Here is a 13,666-nt window from a genome sequence, read left to right on the forward strand (position 1 = left end):
TTTTAATATGGGGCTTAGTTTTTTGTACCCAGTTTAAGAATACTTTTATCATGTAATTTTATATGCCCGAAAACATATAAGTGTTTTGGGGCTATTGGAGTTATTTACCCAGTGATAGGAGTATTTATCACTGGGTATTTTTATGCCCTTTTTTGGGTGTTGATAGGAGGAAAATCACATGAAAATAATTAACTTAGGCATTCTGGCTCACGTTGACGCAGGAAAGACAACATTAACGGAAAGTTTATTGTATACCAGTGGTGCAATTGCAGAACTAGGGAGCGTAGATGAAGGCACAACAAGGACAGATACAATGAATTTGGAGCGTCAAAGGGGAATCACTATCCAGACAGCAGTGACATCTTTTCAGTGGGAGGATGTAAAAGTCAACATTATAGATACGCCAGGCCATATGGATTTTTTGGCGGAAGTATACCGTTCTTTATCCGTATTAGACGGAGCAGTATTATTAGTTTCTGCAAAGGATGGCATACAGGCACAGACCCGTATACTGTTTCATGCACTACAGACAATGAAGATTCCGACAATTTTTTTCATCAATAAAATTGACCAAGAGGGGATTGATTTGCCAATGGTATATCGAGAAATGAAAGCAAAGCTTTCTTCGGAAATTATAGTGAAGCAAAAGGTTGGGCAGCATCCCCATATAAATGTAACGGACAATGACGATATGGAACAGTGGGATGCGGTAATTATGGGAAACGATGAACTATTAGAGAAATATATGTCAGGGAAACCGTTTAAAATGTCAGAACTGGAACAGGAAGAAAACAGGAGATTCCAAAACGGAACGTTATTTCCCGTTTATCACGGAAGCGCTAAAAACAATCTGGGGATTCGGCAGCTTATAGAAGTGATTGCCAGTAAATTTTATTCATCAACGCCTGAAGGTCAATCTGAACTATGCGGGCAGGTTTTTAAGATTGAATATTCAGAGAAAAGGCGGCGTTTTGTTTATGTGCGTATATATAGCGGAACATTGCATTTGAGGGATGTTATTAGAATATCTGAAAAAGAGAAAATAAAAATCACAGAGATGTGTGTTCCGACAAACGGTGAATTATATTCATCCGATACAGCCTGCTCTGGTGATATTGTAATTTTACCAAATGATGTTTTGCAGCTAAACAGTATTTTGGGGAACGGAATACTGTTGCCGCAGAGAAAATTTATTGAAAATCCTCTCCCTATGCTCCAAACAACGATTGCAGTAAAGAAATCTGAACAGCGGGAAATATTGCTTGGGGCACTTACAGAAATTTCAGATGGCGACCCTCTTTTAAAATATTATGTGGATACTACAACGCATGAGATTATACTTTCTTTTTTGGGGAAAGTGCAGATGGAAGTCATTTGTGCCATCCTTGAGGAAAAATATCATGTGGAGGCAGAAATAAAAGAGCCTACTGTTATATATATGGAAAGACCGCTTAGAAAAGCAGAATATACCATCCACATAGAAGTCCCGCCAAATCCTTTCTGGGCTTCTGTCGGGTTGTCCATAGAGCCGCTCCCTATTGGAAGCGGAGTGCAGTATGAAAGCAGAGTTTCACTTGGATATTTAAATCAATCGTTCCAAAATGCGGTTATGGAGGGGGTTCTTTATGGCTGCGAGCAGGGGCTGTATGGATGGAAAGTGACAGACTGTAAAATCTGTTTTGAATATGGATTGTATTATAGTCCTGTAAGTACCCCCGCAGACTTTCGGCTGCTTTCCCCTATCGTATTGGAGCAGGCTTTAAAAAAAGCAGGGACAGAACTATTAGAGCCATATCTCCACTTTGAAATTTATGCACCGCAGGAATATCTCTCACGGGCGTATCATGATGCTCCAAGGTATTGTGCAGATATTGTAAGTACTCAGATAAAGAATGACGAGGTCATTCTGAAAGGAGAAATCCCTGCTAGATGTATTCAAGAATACAGGAACGATTTAACTTATTTCACAAATGGGCAGGGAGTCTGCTTGACAGAGTTAAAAGGATACCAGCCAGCTATTGGTAAATTTATTTGCCAACCCCGCCGCCCGAATAGCCGTATAGATAAGGTTCGGCATATGTTCCACAAGTTAGCTTAACAGCTTGCAAAAGTCATATAAAATGAGATTTGAAAGGATTAGAGACTAATTATGATGAAATGCGAATGGATATTGTGTCCTGTTTGTGGGAACAAAACCCGTAATAAAATTAGGAAGGACACTGTTTTGGAGAATTATCCCCTTTATTGTCCAAAATGCAGACAAGAAAGATTGATTAAAGTTGACAACTTGAAGATAACTGTCATCAAAGAGCCAGACGCTTAAGACGCAGAGCCGATGAAATTGTGGAACAATTCACGAATCATCGGCTCTTTTTGTTTCGTATTTGAAAGAACAAACTCACCAAATAAAAAAAACGATATTCGGGTGGGTTATTTTGTTATACCCTAAATTACCCTCTGAATTTGTTTTTAAATTTGGAGGGATTTTTTTATGTCCTTTTTTCGGGCAGTTATCTATCTGCTCATACGAAGCAAAATTTATCAATACATAGCATATCAGAGAACGGCAGGAAACCAGTTAAAAAAATTTCTGCCTATGCAACGGCACTTCCTGCCTTGAATGTAGAAGTACAATCTCCATACAACAGAATTAATATTTCCCATAACCGTAAAGGTCATAGAGCCTTTGCGGTTTTTCTTTTGTCGATTTTTGTTGGAAAGTGCCATAGGGCTATTAGTGGTGTTAGGTGTCGTTCGCCACCTCTCCATCTGGATTTTGAACATTTCAAAAATTCAGATGGGAGGTACTTACAGTGAAATACGCACCGAGAAAGGTATATATCAAGGAAAGCGGCAGATATGTGGAACTGTCCTATACGGATTTCTGCCGCCGCAGGGAATCCGACCAGACCTATATGGACAAGCTGTTTATCCCCATTCAAGGCTGTCTGCTTGAAGTCGTGAGGGAGCAATACACGGACTTCTACCGAGATAAGGAACGGTGGCGTTATCTGAAAAAATTAGATACGAAGAACAGCCTGCTTTCTCTGGATGGATTTACGGACAGCGAGGGGAAGCCTTTAGACTTTATCGCTGATGAAGCGGCAGACATTGCGGAAACCGTTGTCAATGCGGTTATGGTGGACAGGCTGAAAGCCGCCCTGCCTTTGCTGTCGGATAGTGAACAGGAATTGATACAGGCAATCTTTTTTGACGGACTTTCTGAGCGTGAAGTCGGGGCGAGGTTCGGCATAACCCAGAGCGTTGTGAACAAACGCAAAGCCAGAATCCTAAGAAAACTAAGAAAGATAATAGAAAATTAAAATTTAAGGCGTTCAGCCCCCTTGTTTTTTCCTTTGGGAAAATGAGGGGGTTTTTCTCTGCCCTCTCAATCAATTCTGATTGGAGGAAAAGAAGCATGGCATATAACCACGGACGGGAGGACAGGAAATGGCGTATCTGGAAAGAAGCGGAGGAAAAGCTGCTGCGTGAGTGCGGCGTTGATGAAGCGACCATTGAGCAGATACGCATTGCGGACAGGGCAGACTTCAATTCCAACAGGCGGTTTTACCGATGGACGAATGACATTGCGGAATACCTTGAGGACATGGCAGACAGGGAGCGGCAGACGGAAGTGGGTACGGTTGCGGAGTTACTGGACGAGATTGAGAGCGAAAATCTCTATCAAGTATTAGTCGCGGTGGACGGGCGTACCTTGAAAATCGTCCTGCTGAAAATGCAGGGGTATTCCACAAAGGAGATTGCCCCGCTCGTGCATTTGACGACTGGTGCCATCTATGCGAGGTTAGACCATCTGCGGAAGAAGCTACGAAAATTTTATAGCGTCTAAAACAGCCTGCCGTCCTGCGGGCTACTGGGTGAGGGATGGAAATCCCCTCACTTATTTTTTGCAGGAGGCAAGCGGGATGGCATACAGAGTTAAGGCGTACACGCTTCGGGAGGAATCCACGGAAAGCGGCACAAGGTATTTTATCAGCTTTAAGGACGGGCAGGGCAAATCCCACGAGTTGGAAGTGTCGGAACAGTTCTTTATGGAGTTTCGGCAGATGGAACGCAGGAACAGGAATCTCCTCCAATGGGACGAGCGGCACAGGGAGTTTTCGGAAGTATGGGACGAAACGCTGAACAGGCGGGCGTTGAAGCTGCCTAAGAGCATAGAGGAACAAATGATTGAGGCAGAACGGGCAGAACTGCTCTGTAAGGCGGTTGACGGACTGCCAGAGATACAAAGGCGGCGTTTCCTGCTCTACTACGAGTATGAGTTCAATTTTTACCAAATCGCCGCTATGGAGCATTGCACCGCTTCGGCAATACAGAAATCTGTTGCGATTGCAAAGGAGAAAGTAAAGGCGGAAATGAGGAAGTATCTCCAACCGTGACCGACACCGCCCGAAAAAGAAATCTGTTTTTTATTTGTGTGGGATTGGCGGCATTACATACTCTCACTTTTTCTTCGTGGGAGTAAATCTATTTTTAAGGAGGTCAACGCCTATGTGCAACGAAAACAAAAACACCGCCCGAAAGGAGGAAAGCCATGCAGAAGTTACAGACAGTCAACGCCGAAACGCTCCTTTATGAACCGCTTGAGAAGCCGTCCTTTGTGGTGGACAGCCTTATCCCCACAGGCTTGTCGCTGTTCTGCGGCTCACAGAAGATAGGAAAGAGCTGGCTCATGCTGAAGCTATGTTTATGCGTGTCGCAGGGACTTCCCTTGTGGGATATGCCGACAATGGAGGGCGACGTGCTTTACCTCTGCCTTGAGGACACGTTCTGCCGTATACAGGACAGGCTGTTCCGATTGACGAACGAAGCGAGCAGGCGGCTTCACTTTGCCGTGGCAAGCTGCAAGCTGTCAGACGGTCTTATCGTGCAGCTTGAAGATTATCTGAAAGATTACCCAAACAGCAGGCTTATTGTCATTGACACTTTGCAGAAAGTCCGTACAGCTTCAAAAGACAATGCCTACGCAAGCGACTATGGGGACATCTCACTAATCAAAGACTTTGCCGACAGGCATTCATTGGCGGTCATTGTCGTACACCACATCCGAAAGCAGAATGACAGCGATGTGTTCAACAAGGTGTCTGGGACGACAGGCTTAACGGGGAGTGCGGACGCTACCTTTGTTCTGGAAAAGGAGAAACGGGCATCCGACACCGCCAAGCTGTATGTGACGGGCAGGGACACGCCCTATCAGGAATACACGCTGCGTTTCCGTGATTGCAGTTGGGAACTTGTGGAGAGAAAAACGCAGGAGCAGCTTGCGAAAGAAACGATACCAGACGTCCTTTTTCGGTTGGTGGATTTTATGAGGGATAAGGAAGAATGGGCAGGCACGGCAACGGAGCTGTTAGCCGCTATGAGGGAAACGGAAACCATACCCACGGTGATTACGAAATGGCTCAATGAATACCGCACCACATTTTTAAATGAGAACCATATCGTTTATCAGTACAGCCGCAAAAAACACGGCAGGCAGATTTCGCTTGCAAAGCGGGCGGGTGACAGCGGTGACGGTGGTGACAGCGATATTGGGATACCCCCTGTTACTGTCATTGACGCTTAAAGCCGTGTAAAGCTGGCGACTCTGCCCTGCGGGTGACAGCGGTGACGGCGGTGACAGTGATTTTAGGATACCCTGCCGCTGTCATCCCTGCGGGAGAACACCCCGTAAACGCAAAGTGCAGGCGTAGGATTTACCCGCCCTTTTCGGCGTGTAAAACCACCCCTGCGGTCAGAAAAATCCTTCCGATTTTTCCGACTGCGTTTACAGGGTGTAACACACTACACTTTGCCCTGCAAAGTCGTGTGCCAGACGTTCCCTCTGGACTCCCTTATGGCAGGTCTTACGCCCTGCTTATCCTACGCTCCACGCTTCGGATAAAAGAATGGCAGCATGACGGTGACGGCTCTTGCGAGGGGGTATTCCAAAAACACCGTCATCATCGACATGACCGTCATGCAGGGAATAAGGGTGACAGTTGAGGCAGTCGGTAGGGGGTATCCCAAAACTGCTGTCACCGCCGTCACCGCTGTCACCCAAAGGGCAGTTTACCCGCCGAAGAAAGGAAGATGATGAATTATGCCCTATGCAATCCTGCGTTTCCAGAAACGCAAAGCGGGCGGCGTTGCGGCTTGCGAACGCCACAACGAGCGTAAAAAAGAAGCCTATAAAAGCAATCCAGATATAGATATGGAACGCTCGAAAGATAACTACCATCTTGTGAATCCGCCGAGGTACACCTACAAGAAAGAGATTAACCGCATGGTAGCCGAAGCAGGGTGCAGGACGAGGAAAGATAGCGTGATGATGGTGGAAACGCTTATCACGGCTTCGCCAGAATTTATGAACAGCCTGCCGCCCAAAGAACAGAAAGCGTATTTTACGATGGCTCTGGATTTCATTTCAGAGCGTGTCGGGGAGAAAAATATCCTCTCCGCAGTCGTCCACATGGACGAGAGAACGCCGCATATGCACCTCTGTTTTGTGCCGATTACACCAGACAATAAGCTGTCTGCCAAAACAATTTTAGGCAATCAAAAGAGCCTGTCCGAATGGCAGACCGCCTACCATGAGCGGATGTCCTCACGGTGGAATCAGCTTGAAAGAGGTCAGTCCTCAATGGAAACGAAGCGGAAACATGTCCCCACATGGCTCTATAAGTTGGGCGGCAGGCTTGATAAACAGTATGAGGAAATTGTGTCTGCACTGTCCGACATCAACGCCTTTAATGCAGGGAAGAAGCGTGACAAGGCTCTGGAACTGATTGCGGCATGGCTCCCAGACGTGGAGAAATTCTCAAAGGAAATCAGTAAGCAGAGTGCCTATATCAATAGCCTAAAGGAGCAAATCGGGCAGGAATCAGACTATGCGGGGCGTATGCGTGATGAAAAGTATGAGCAGGAACTAAAGGTGCAGAAAGCGAACCAGAAGATATTTGAGTTGCAGAGAACCAACGAGCAGATGGGGCGGCTGCTCTCAAAGATACCGCCCGAAGTGTTGGAAGAATTGCAGAAAAACCATAAAAGCAGAGCGAAAGAAAGGTAGATATGTGAATGAAGAAACAGGATTTTAAGGTGTTAAAGACCAAAGACTTGTACCCGTTTCCCGACAATCCGTTTCATGTGGCAGAGGATGAAACGCTGTCAGAATTAGCGGAAAGCATCAAGGAATTTGGCATTGTCACGCCGATAATCACACGCCCGAAAGAGGACGGGAACGGCTATGAAGTGATTGCAGGGCAGCGGCGTGTCCGTGCGTCTGAACTTGCAGGGATAAATACCGTGCCTGCGTTTGTCCTGCCCTTAGACCGTGACCGAGCCATCATCACCCTTGTAGACAGTAATTTACAGCGTGAGAATATCCTGCCATCAGAGCGGGCGTTTGCCTACAAGATGAAATCCGAAGCCATGAAGCGGCAGGGTTTCCGCACAGACTTAACCTCGTCACAAGTTGTGACGAAGTTGCGGACGGACGACAAGGTGGCACAGGGCTTCGGCGTAGGCAGGATGACCGTACAAAGATTTATCCGTTTGACGGAACTGATACCGCCGATTTTGCGGATGGTGGACGAGGGGAAAATCGCCCTCACGCCTGCGGTGGAACTGTCCTTTTTGAAGAAAGACGAGCAGGAAAACCTCTTTGCCACGATGGAGAGCGAAGAAGCAACGCCCTCACTCTCACAGGCACAGCGGATGAAAAGCCTAAGCCAGAGCGGGCGGCTTGACATGGATACGATATTTGCAATTATGACGGAGGAAAAGGGAAACCAGAAAGAAACCTTGAAAATCAACACAAGCAAGCTGAAAAAGTATTTTCCGAAGAACACAACGCCGAAGCAGATGGAGGAAACCATCATTAAACTTTTGGAGCGTGAATTGCAGAGGAAACGGGGCAGGGACAGCCGCTAATCTTCTCTTTTCGGGAGGTAAATGCAGAAAATTGAGGTATGAAGAATGAAAGAAATCCAGTATGAGATTGTAAAGGAAATCGCCGTATTGTCTAAGGGCGACAGCGGCTACACAAAAGAAATCAATCTTATCTCATGGAACGGAAGAGAGCCGAAATATGACATCCGCAGCTTTTCCCCGAACCGTGAGAAGTGCGGAAAGGGTATCACGTTGAACGCTGATGAAGCAGCAGCACTCCTTGAAGCATTACAGAAAGAAGTAAACAGCGGGGATTGATGGTATCTGATTGACAGGGCGGGGCGTTTCCAGACGTTCTCCTGCCCTGTCTGGAAAGGAAGATTTAAGTATGGGCGAGGATAAGAAAGCAGATAAAAAGAGAAAGCGTATCGTGCCGAAAGCACCAGTTCAGATGATAATCAGCCGTGAATATGTCGGCACGCAGACAGTCACAGAAGCGTTTATCCCGATTATTTCCGAGGATATTCGGAAGAAGATTGCCGAGGGCGACACCTTCGACAATGAGGGGCTGTCCGCTTAGAATGTACGCAATGGAACATGAAAACAGATAGGACAGATATGGAGGTTTTACAGTATGGCAGGAATAAGAATGGAGAACAAGATTTATGAAGTCGGCATGTACTGCCGCTTGTCAAAAGACGATGGCACGGATAACGAGAGTGCGAGCATTGCGACACAGAAATCCATCCTCACGGATTATGTGAAAAAGCAGGGATGGCACTTAGCAAAAACGTATGTGGACGACGGTTACTCTGGTACAAATTTCCAAAGACCAAGTTTCCAGAACATGATTAAGGACATTGAAAGCGGTCTGATAAACTGCGTTATCACGAAAGATTTATCTCGTCTGGGGAGGAACTATCTTGATTGCGGACTGTATCTGGAAGTGTTTTTCCCAGAGCATAATGTGAGGTATATAGCGGTCAATGACGGCGTGGACACGCTCAATAAATCCGCTATGGACATCACGCCTTTCCGCAACATCCTAAACGAAATGTATTCCGCCGATGTGTCGGTCAAGATAAAATCGGCGTACCGAGCGAGGTTTCAGCAGGGGAAATTCATGGGGACGACAGCACCATACGGTTACGTCAAAGACCCCGCCGACCACAACCATCTGCTGATAGATGACAAAGTTGCCCATGTGGTAAGGGAAATATTTGACCTTGCGTTAGCGGGCAACGGAATCGCCAAAATCCGCAAGCACATCAACAAACAGCATATCTTACGCCCCGCCGCTTATGCGGCGGAGCAGGGGGCAACAGGCTATGAGAGGTATTTTGAGGAGAATGAGGAGAACCGTTATATTTGGAGCGAGAACAGCGTAAGGGGCATTTTAAGAAGCCCGATATATGCGGGAAACCTTGCAGGCTACAAGCGGATTGCCGCCAACATGAAAAGCAAGAAACGCCCCTCTAAGCTGCCCGAAGAATGGGAAGTGATACCAGACACCCATGAGGGGATAGTCACGCAGGAGGAATTTGATACCGTACAGCAGCTTATTACAAGCCGCAGATTACCAGAAAACAAGGGCGGCTTTGAGAACATCTTTGCAGGCGTTATTAAGTGTGCGGACTGCGGCTATGCGATGCGGGCTATGAGTGCCAACAGGAGGAAACGCCCCGACATCATCGACTGCGTACAATATTCCTGCAATAATTATGGCAGATACGGTAATATCATGTGTACCGCACACAGCATTGAAGCGAGGGACTTGTTCAACGCTGTCCTCACCGACATCAACCGATTTGCGGATATGGCAGTCAATGATGAAAAGGCAGTGAGGGCGATTGAAAAGCGGCTCACGGAAACAGACCAGAGCAAGGCAAAGGCACTGGAAAAGGAGCAAAGAAAACTGAACAAACGCCTTGCAGAACTGGACAGGCTGTTTTCCTCACTCTATGAAGATAAGGTGATGGAGCGTATTACCGAGCGGAATTTTGAGATGATGTCGGGAAAATACCAGAAAGAACAGCTTGAAATTGAAGCAAGGCTGAAAGAGGTAACGGAAACGCTCAGCGACAGCTATGAGAAGACGCAGGGTGTCCGTGATTTCCTCTCCCTAATCCGCAACTATCAAGGCATTAAGGAACTGGACGCAACCATCATAAACGCACTTATAGACAAGATACTTGTTTCGGAACGTGAGAAACTTACAGACGGAATGGTGCGGCAGGAAATCAAGATTTATTATAAATTCATCGGCTTTGTCGGTGAATTACATATCACACCGACAAAGCGGTGGACTGCGTTAAAGCCTAAGAATTGTACGGTGTGCGGTGTTGAATATGTTCCCCGCTCTGGCATATCGAAGTATTGTCCTGCTTGTGCCAAGAAGATACAGAGGGAGAAATCAAACGAGAGCAAACGCAGGAGCAGGGAGCGAAACAGACAGGCATGTATTGAACTGTCCGCAAAAAATGACCGACTGAGATCGAACAGCGGGACGGCAGGGGGCTGCGCCAGGGCAACGAGAATAAAGAAGTAGCGGTCTATCGGTATGTGACGAAGGAGACCTTTGACGCATATAACTGGTCCCTGATCGAGAATAAGCAGCGCTTTATCAGCCAGGTCATGACGAACCAGGCAGTGGGCAGAACCTGTGAGGATATTGACGAAAAAGTTCTGTCCTACGCAGAGATCAAGGCCATCGCCACCGGCAATCCCCTGATTCGCGAAAAAATGGAAGTGGACAACGAGGTACAGAAGCTCCGTGTACTGAAGGCGGCATATCAAAACCAGCAGTATACCATGCAGGACCAGCTTCTGGTGCGGGGACCGAAGGAACTGAAACGGCTGGAGGAGAAGATAAAGGCAGTCACAGTAGATGAAGCCACAGTTCTGCGGACAGAAGGGACAGACTTTCAGCTCCTTATCCGGGGCGAATGCTACAAGGAAAGGGAAGAGGCAGGAAAGGCGCTGCTTGACGCGGCAGCCCTTAGTGATGATGGGGAAAAAATAGGCGAGTATCGTGGATTTGCACTGCTTTTGGAAAAAGGAGCCGGAGATGAAAAAGAGGTGATACTGAAAGGCGCAGGTATCTATCGAATAGAGTTATCCAAAAGCGCCGTTGGAAATATCAGCAGGCTGGACAATCGAATAAAGGAAATGAGTCTCATTAAGACCCGATATCTGGAAGAGAAGACAGAGTGCGAAAGGGAGATGGAGAAAAGCCGGGAGCTTTATGGGAAGCCTTTTCCGCAGGAAGATGCATATCGGGCGGCAGTAAAGCGGCAGGAAGAACTGAATAGCCTGCTGGATCTGGAAAACAGAAAAGAAGAAACAGAAGTCATAACAGAAGACAAGGAGTACGAGAACGTACAGAAAGAGAGGACCATATGAATTATATAGTACAGGTAAATGAGGTAAGAACAACGAATCCGGAGAGTGCAGTCAGGGCTTACGCAAGCGTGACCTTTGAAGGAGCTTTTAAGGTATGTAATATCGCAATTCTGGAAAATCGCGCGACCGGGGAACCTTTTATCAGTATGCCAAATTACAAGACCCGCCGGGTTGATGAAAAGAATCAGCCCCAGTATCAGGATATCTGCTATCCGGTGACCAAGGAGTTCCGGGAGCAGCTCTACGGTGATATCCTGGCGGAGTACCGAAACCAGACAAAGACGAAGCCGGGACAGGGAAGGGAGCAGGAACGGAAGAATAACTACAACAGAGCGAATACCTCCGGAGGCCGTGGATGCCGTTAAAGCTCGGCAGCCTGTTTGATGGGATCGGGGTCTTTCCGCTGGCGGCGGTGAACTGTGGTATTACACCGGCGTGGGCCAGTGAGATTGAGAAAGCCCCGGTGTCCATCACCAGACGACATTTTCCGGAGATGGAGCATCTGGGGGATATCATGAAACTAAACGGTGCGGAATTGGAGCCGGTGGATATCCTCACCTTCGGTTCTCCCTGTCAGAACCTGTCTACGGCAGGGGACAGGGAGGGACTGGCCGGGAAAAAGTCAGGCCTGTTTTACGAGGCCATACGTATTATCAGAGAAATGAGGGATGCAACCAATGGCATATATCCAGCTTTCGCTGTTTGGGAGAACGTCATGGGAGCTTTTTCATCGGGAGACCGGATGGATTTTAGAGCCGTGCTGGAAGCGTTCGCAGACAGCCCGATTCCAATGCCTCCTTCTAAACACTGGGCCAGCGCCGGTATGGTGCGAGGGGGCGAAAGTGATATCAGTTGGCGGCTCCTGGATGCCCAGTATTGGGGAAACCCCAGGCTCCAACAGCGAAGAAAACGGATATTCCTTGTGGCGGATTTTAGAGGAAAGCGTAGCGCCCAGGTATTATTTAAGTGCCGCCCAGTGCTCCCGGATTCTAAGGTATGCGGCCAGTCTGGGCCGCCGTCCACCGGAGAGAGTGGAATATTTTCTGAAGAAACAGGGCGGCACATACCCGTCATCCTTCCGATACAGGAGCGGCAAATGCGTGGAGCAGTCAAAGAAAAAGACGAAACCAAGTTTCTCGTCAGTTTTGGACGGCCAGATGAGCCTTTTCCCACACTTCTTGCCAGCAGCGCAAACAGCTTCAGCTTCTGGTATGAAGGAGAAGACTGGAGAAAAGAGGGAGGTATCCGATACCTGACGCCACTGGAATGTGAGCGCCTGCAGGGCCTGCCGGATCACTGGACGGCCTACGGGTACGAAGGAGAGACGATCAGCGACAGCGCCCGGTACCGGGCACTGGGTAATTCCATTGCCTTGCCCTGTGCAGAGTATGTGATGGCGGGGATTTGTGAGGTCTGCAAAAGTGACTGAAAAACGGATATTGCAGTTGCAAGAGGAATTATGGTATAATACTAATGAACATTATAGCAATTACAACAGGTGAAAAGGAGCATATATGGATAGCAAAGAAAAATATCTGCAGGAGGATTTGCAGCGGATTCGGGGCTTTCGTCTGTTGGATGACGACTTTATGTCGAAGTGTTTTGAAGATTATGAGTGTGTGGAATTAGTGCTTCGGATTATTCTTGGCAAAGATGATATAAAGGTAGAGAAAGTCCAGACACAATATAAAGTGAAAAACCTGCAGGGACGTTCGATTATTCTGGATATTTATGCGACGGACAGTTCAGGTAAGAAATATAATATCGAAATTCAGCGTGCAGATCATGGCGCAGGAGCGCGGAGGGCAAGATATCATAGCAGTCTGATGGATGCGGATATCACAGAGCCAGGAGAAAAGCTGGAAAATCTGGAAGAAACATATGTCATTTTCATCACGGAAAATGACGTGCTGGGTAAAGAATTACCGCTTTATCATATTGATAGGGTAATCTCGGAAACAGGAGAGTATTTTGGCGATGATGCACATATTATATATGTCAATGGAGCGTATCGTGATGATAGCCCGGTAGGTAAACTGATGCACGATTTCTCCTGTACCGATCCGGAACAGATGGTATATGAACCGCTTGCAAAGCGAACAAGGTATTTTAAAGAAGATATGAAAGGAGTGGGCAGTATGTGCAGAGCATTGGAAGAAATGAGAAACGAGACAGAGTATGCAACGAAAAAGCGAATTATAGAAAGGCTTTTAACCAGAGGTGGCATGACCGTCCAGGAAGTTGCTGACACGATTGAACTGCCGCTGGCAGATGTAGAAGCGATAGCTTCAGAATTACAGACAGTTCACTAAAACAGAAAAGGCATAAAAACCAGTAAAGAGTGCATGGAAAAGAAAAATTTCTTCCCATACAC

15 protein-coding genes are annotated in these 13,666 nt (G+C 47.1%); all 15 read left to right on the forward strand.

Features of this window, described 5'->3' with window-relative positions:
• Nucleotides 1-178 precede the first annotated feature (178 nt).
• The 15 genes from tet(O) to WMO29_RS01810 all read left to right on the forward strand — a co-directional run bounded on the left by tet(O) (nucleotide 179) and on the right by WMO29_RS01810 (nucleotide 13,604).
• Nucleotides 179-2,098 (forward strand): tetracycline resistance ribosomal protection protein Tet(O), encoded by a 1,920-nt coding sequence (tet(O), locus tag WMO29_RS01740; protein WP_002596250.1) that lies wholly within the window; start codon nucleotides 179-181, stop codon nucleotides 2,096-2,098.
• A gap of 54 nt (nucleotides 2,099-2,152) precedes the next feature.
• Nucleotides 2,153-2,323, forward strand: a complete 171-nt coding sequence (locus WMO29_RS01745) for a cysteine-rich KTR domain-containing protein (RefSeq protein ID WP_224783670.1) — start codon at nucleotides 2,153-2,155, stop codon at nucleotides 2,321-2,323.
• 490 nt (nucleotides 2,324-2,813) lie between these two features.
• Nucleotides 2,814-3,323 (forward strand): sigma-70 family RNA polymerase sigma factor, encoded by a 510-nt coding sequence (locus WMO29_RS01750; protein WP_002596252.1) that lies wholly within the window; start codon nucleotides 2,814-2,816, stop codon nucleotides 3,321-3,323.
• A 95-nt stretch (nucleotides 3,324-3,418) separates the two neighbouring features.
• The gene (locus tag WMO29_RS01755) at nucleotides 3,419-3,850 is read left to right on the forward strand and encodes an RNA polymerase sigma factor (RefSeq protein WP_002596253.1); all 432 of its coding nucleotides are present in this window, start codon (nucleotides 3,419-3,421) and stop codon (nucleotides 3,848-3,850) included.
• 76 nt (nucleotides 3,851-3,926) lie between these two features.
• A complete protein-coding gene (locus tag WMO29_RS01760; protein ID WP_002596254.1) occupies nucleotides 3,927-4,400 on the forward strand; it encodes an RNA polymerase sigma factor in 474 nt (157 codons plus the stop codon).
• Nucleotides 4,401-4,555: 155 nt separating this feature from the next.
• On the forward strand, nucleotides 4,556-5,587 hold the full coding sequence (locus WMO29_RS01765; RefSeq protein ID WP_002596255.1) for an AAA family ATPase: 1,032 nt from the start codon (nucleotides 4,556-4,558) through the stop codon (nucleotides 5,585-5,587).
• 516 nt (nucleotides 5,588-6,103) lie between these two features.
• A complete protein-coding gene (gene mobV / locus WMO29_RS01770) occupies nucleotides 6,104-7,069 on the forward strand; it encodes a MobV family relaxase (protein ID WP_002596256.1) in 966 nt (321 codons plus the stop codon).
• An 8-nt stretch (nucleotides 7,070-7,077) separates the two neighbouring features.
• A complete protein-coding gene (locus tag WMO29_RS01775; RefSeq protein WP_002596257.1) occupies nucleotides 7,078-7,932 on the forward strand; it encodes a ParB/RepB/Spo0J family partition protein in 855 nt (284 codons plus the stop codon).
• 45 nt (nucleotides 7,933-7,977) lie between these two features.
• On the forward strand, nucleotides 7,978-8,208 hold the full coding sequence (locus tag WMO29_RS01780; protein ID WP_002596258.1) for a YdbC family protein: 231 nt from the start codon (nucleotides 7,978-7,980) through the stop codon (nucleotides 8,206-8,208).
• Between the two features lie 70 nt (nucleotides 8,209-8,278).
• Nucleotides 8,279-8,470 carry a hypothetical protein gene (locus WMO29_RS01785; RefSeq protein ID WP_002596259.1) on the forward strand — a complete coding sequence of 64 codons (192 nt, stop codon included), beginning with the start codon at nucleotides 8,279-8,281 and terminating at the stop codon, nucleotides 8,468-8,470.
• Between the two features lie 54 nt (nucleotides 8,471-8,524).
• Nucleotides 8,525-10,438, forward strand: a complete 1,914-nt coding sequence (locus WMO29_RS01790; protein WP_349163488.1) for a recombinase family protein — start codon at nucleotides 8,525-8,527, stop codon at nucleotides 10,436-10,438.
• Between the two features lie 14 nt (nucleotides 10,439-10,452).
• Entirely contained in the window at nucleotides 10,453-11,292 is an 840-nt protein-coding gene (locus tag WMO29_RS01795) for a hypothetical protein (protein WP_349163489.1), read from the forward strand.
• On the forward strand, nucleotides 11,289-11,657 hold the full coding sequence (locus tag WMO29_RS01800; RefSeq protein WP_349163490.1) for a SpoVG family protein: 369 nt from the start codon (nucleotides 11,289-11,291) through the stop codon (nucleotides 11,655-11,657). Before WMO29_RS01795 ends, WMO29_RS01800 begins: the two co-directional genes overlap by 4 nt.
• On the forward strand, nucleotides 11,648-12,721 hold the full coding sequence (locus WMO29_RS01805; protein ID WP_349163491.1) for a DNA cytosine methyltransferase: 1,074 nt from the start codon (nucleotides 11,648-11,650) through the stop codon (nucleotides 12,719-12,721). The genes WMO29_RS01800 and WMO29_RS01805 overlap by 10 nt, the downstream gene beginning before the upstream one ends.
• 85 nt (nucleotides 12,722-12,806) lie before the next feature.
• Nucleotides 12,807-13,604, forward strand: a complete 798-nt coding sequence (locus WMO29_RS01810) for a PD-(D/E)XK nuclease family transposase (RefSeq protein ID WP_349163492.1) — start codon at nucleotides 12,807-12,809, stop codon at nucleotides 13,602-13,604.
• The last annotated feature ends 62 nt before the right edge of the window (nucleotides 13,605-13,666 follow it).

Source organism: Laedolimicola intestinihominis, from assembly GCF_040096155.1.
Classification (GTDB): domain Bacteria; phylum Bacillota; class Clostridia; order Lachnospirales; family Lachnospiraceae; genus Laedolimicola; species Laedolimicola intestinihominis.

Excerpts from the sequence above, each read along its gene's own strand:
- WMO29_RS01745 (WP_224783670.1), top strand. The coding sequence starts at position 2,153 with ATGAAATGCGAATGGATATTGTGTCCTGTTTGTGGGAACAAAACCCGT.
- WMO29_RS01755 (WP_002596253.1), top strand. The coding sequence starts at position 3,419 with ATGGCATATAACCACGGACGGGAGGACAGGAAATGGCGTATCTGGAAA.
- WMO29_RS01760 (WP_002596254.1), top strand. The coding sequence starts at position 3,927 with ATGGCATACAGAGTTAAGGCGTACACGCTTCGGGAGGAATCCACGGAA.
- WMO29_RS01765 (WP_002596255.1), top strand. The coding sequence starts at position 4,556 with ATGCAGAAGTTACAGACAGTCAACGCCGAAACGCTCCTTTATGAACCG.
- mobV (WP_002596256.1), top strand. The coding sequence starts at position 6,104 with ATGCCCTATGCAATCCTGCGTTTCCAGAAACGCAAAGCGGGCGGCGTT.
- WMO29_RS01775 (WP_002596257.1), top strand. The coding sequence starts at position 7,078 with ATGAAGAAACAGGATTTTAAGGTGTTAAAGACCAAAGACTTGTACCCG.
- WMO29_RS01780 (WP_002596258.1), top strand. The coding sequence starts at position 7,978 with ATGAAAGAAATCCAGTATGAGATTGTAAAGGAAATCGCCGTATTGTCT.
- WMO29_RS01785 (WP_002596259.1), top strand. The coding sequence starts at position 8,279 with ATGGGCGAGGATAAGAAAGCAGATAAAAAGAGAAAGCGTATCGTGCCG.
- WMO29_RS01790 (WP_349163488.1), top strand. The coding sequence starts at position 8,525 with ATGGCAGGAATAAGAATGGAGAACAAGATTTATGAAGTCGGCATGTAC.
- WMO29_RS01800 (WP_349163490.1), top strand. The coding sequence starts at position 11,289 with ATGAATTATATAGTACAGGTAAATGAGGTAAGAACAACGAATCCGGAG.
- WMO29_RS01805 (WP_349163491.1), top strand. The coding sequence starts at position 11,648 with ATGCCGTTAAAGCTCGGCAGCCTGTTTGATGGGATCGGGGTCTTTCCG.
- WMO29_RS01810 (WP_349163492.1), top strand. The coding sequence starts at position 12,807 with ATGGATAGCAAAGAAAAATATCTGCAGGAGGATTTGCAGCGGATTCGG.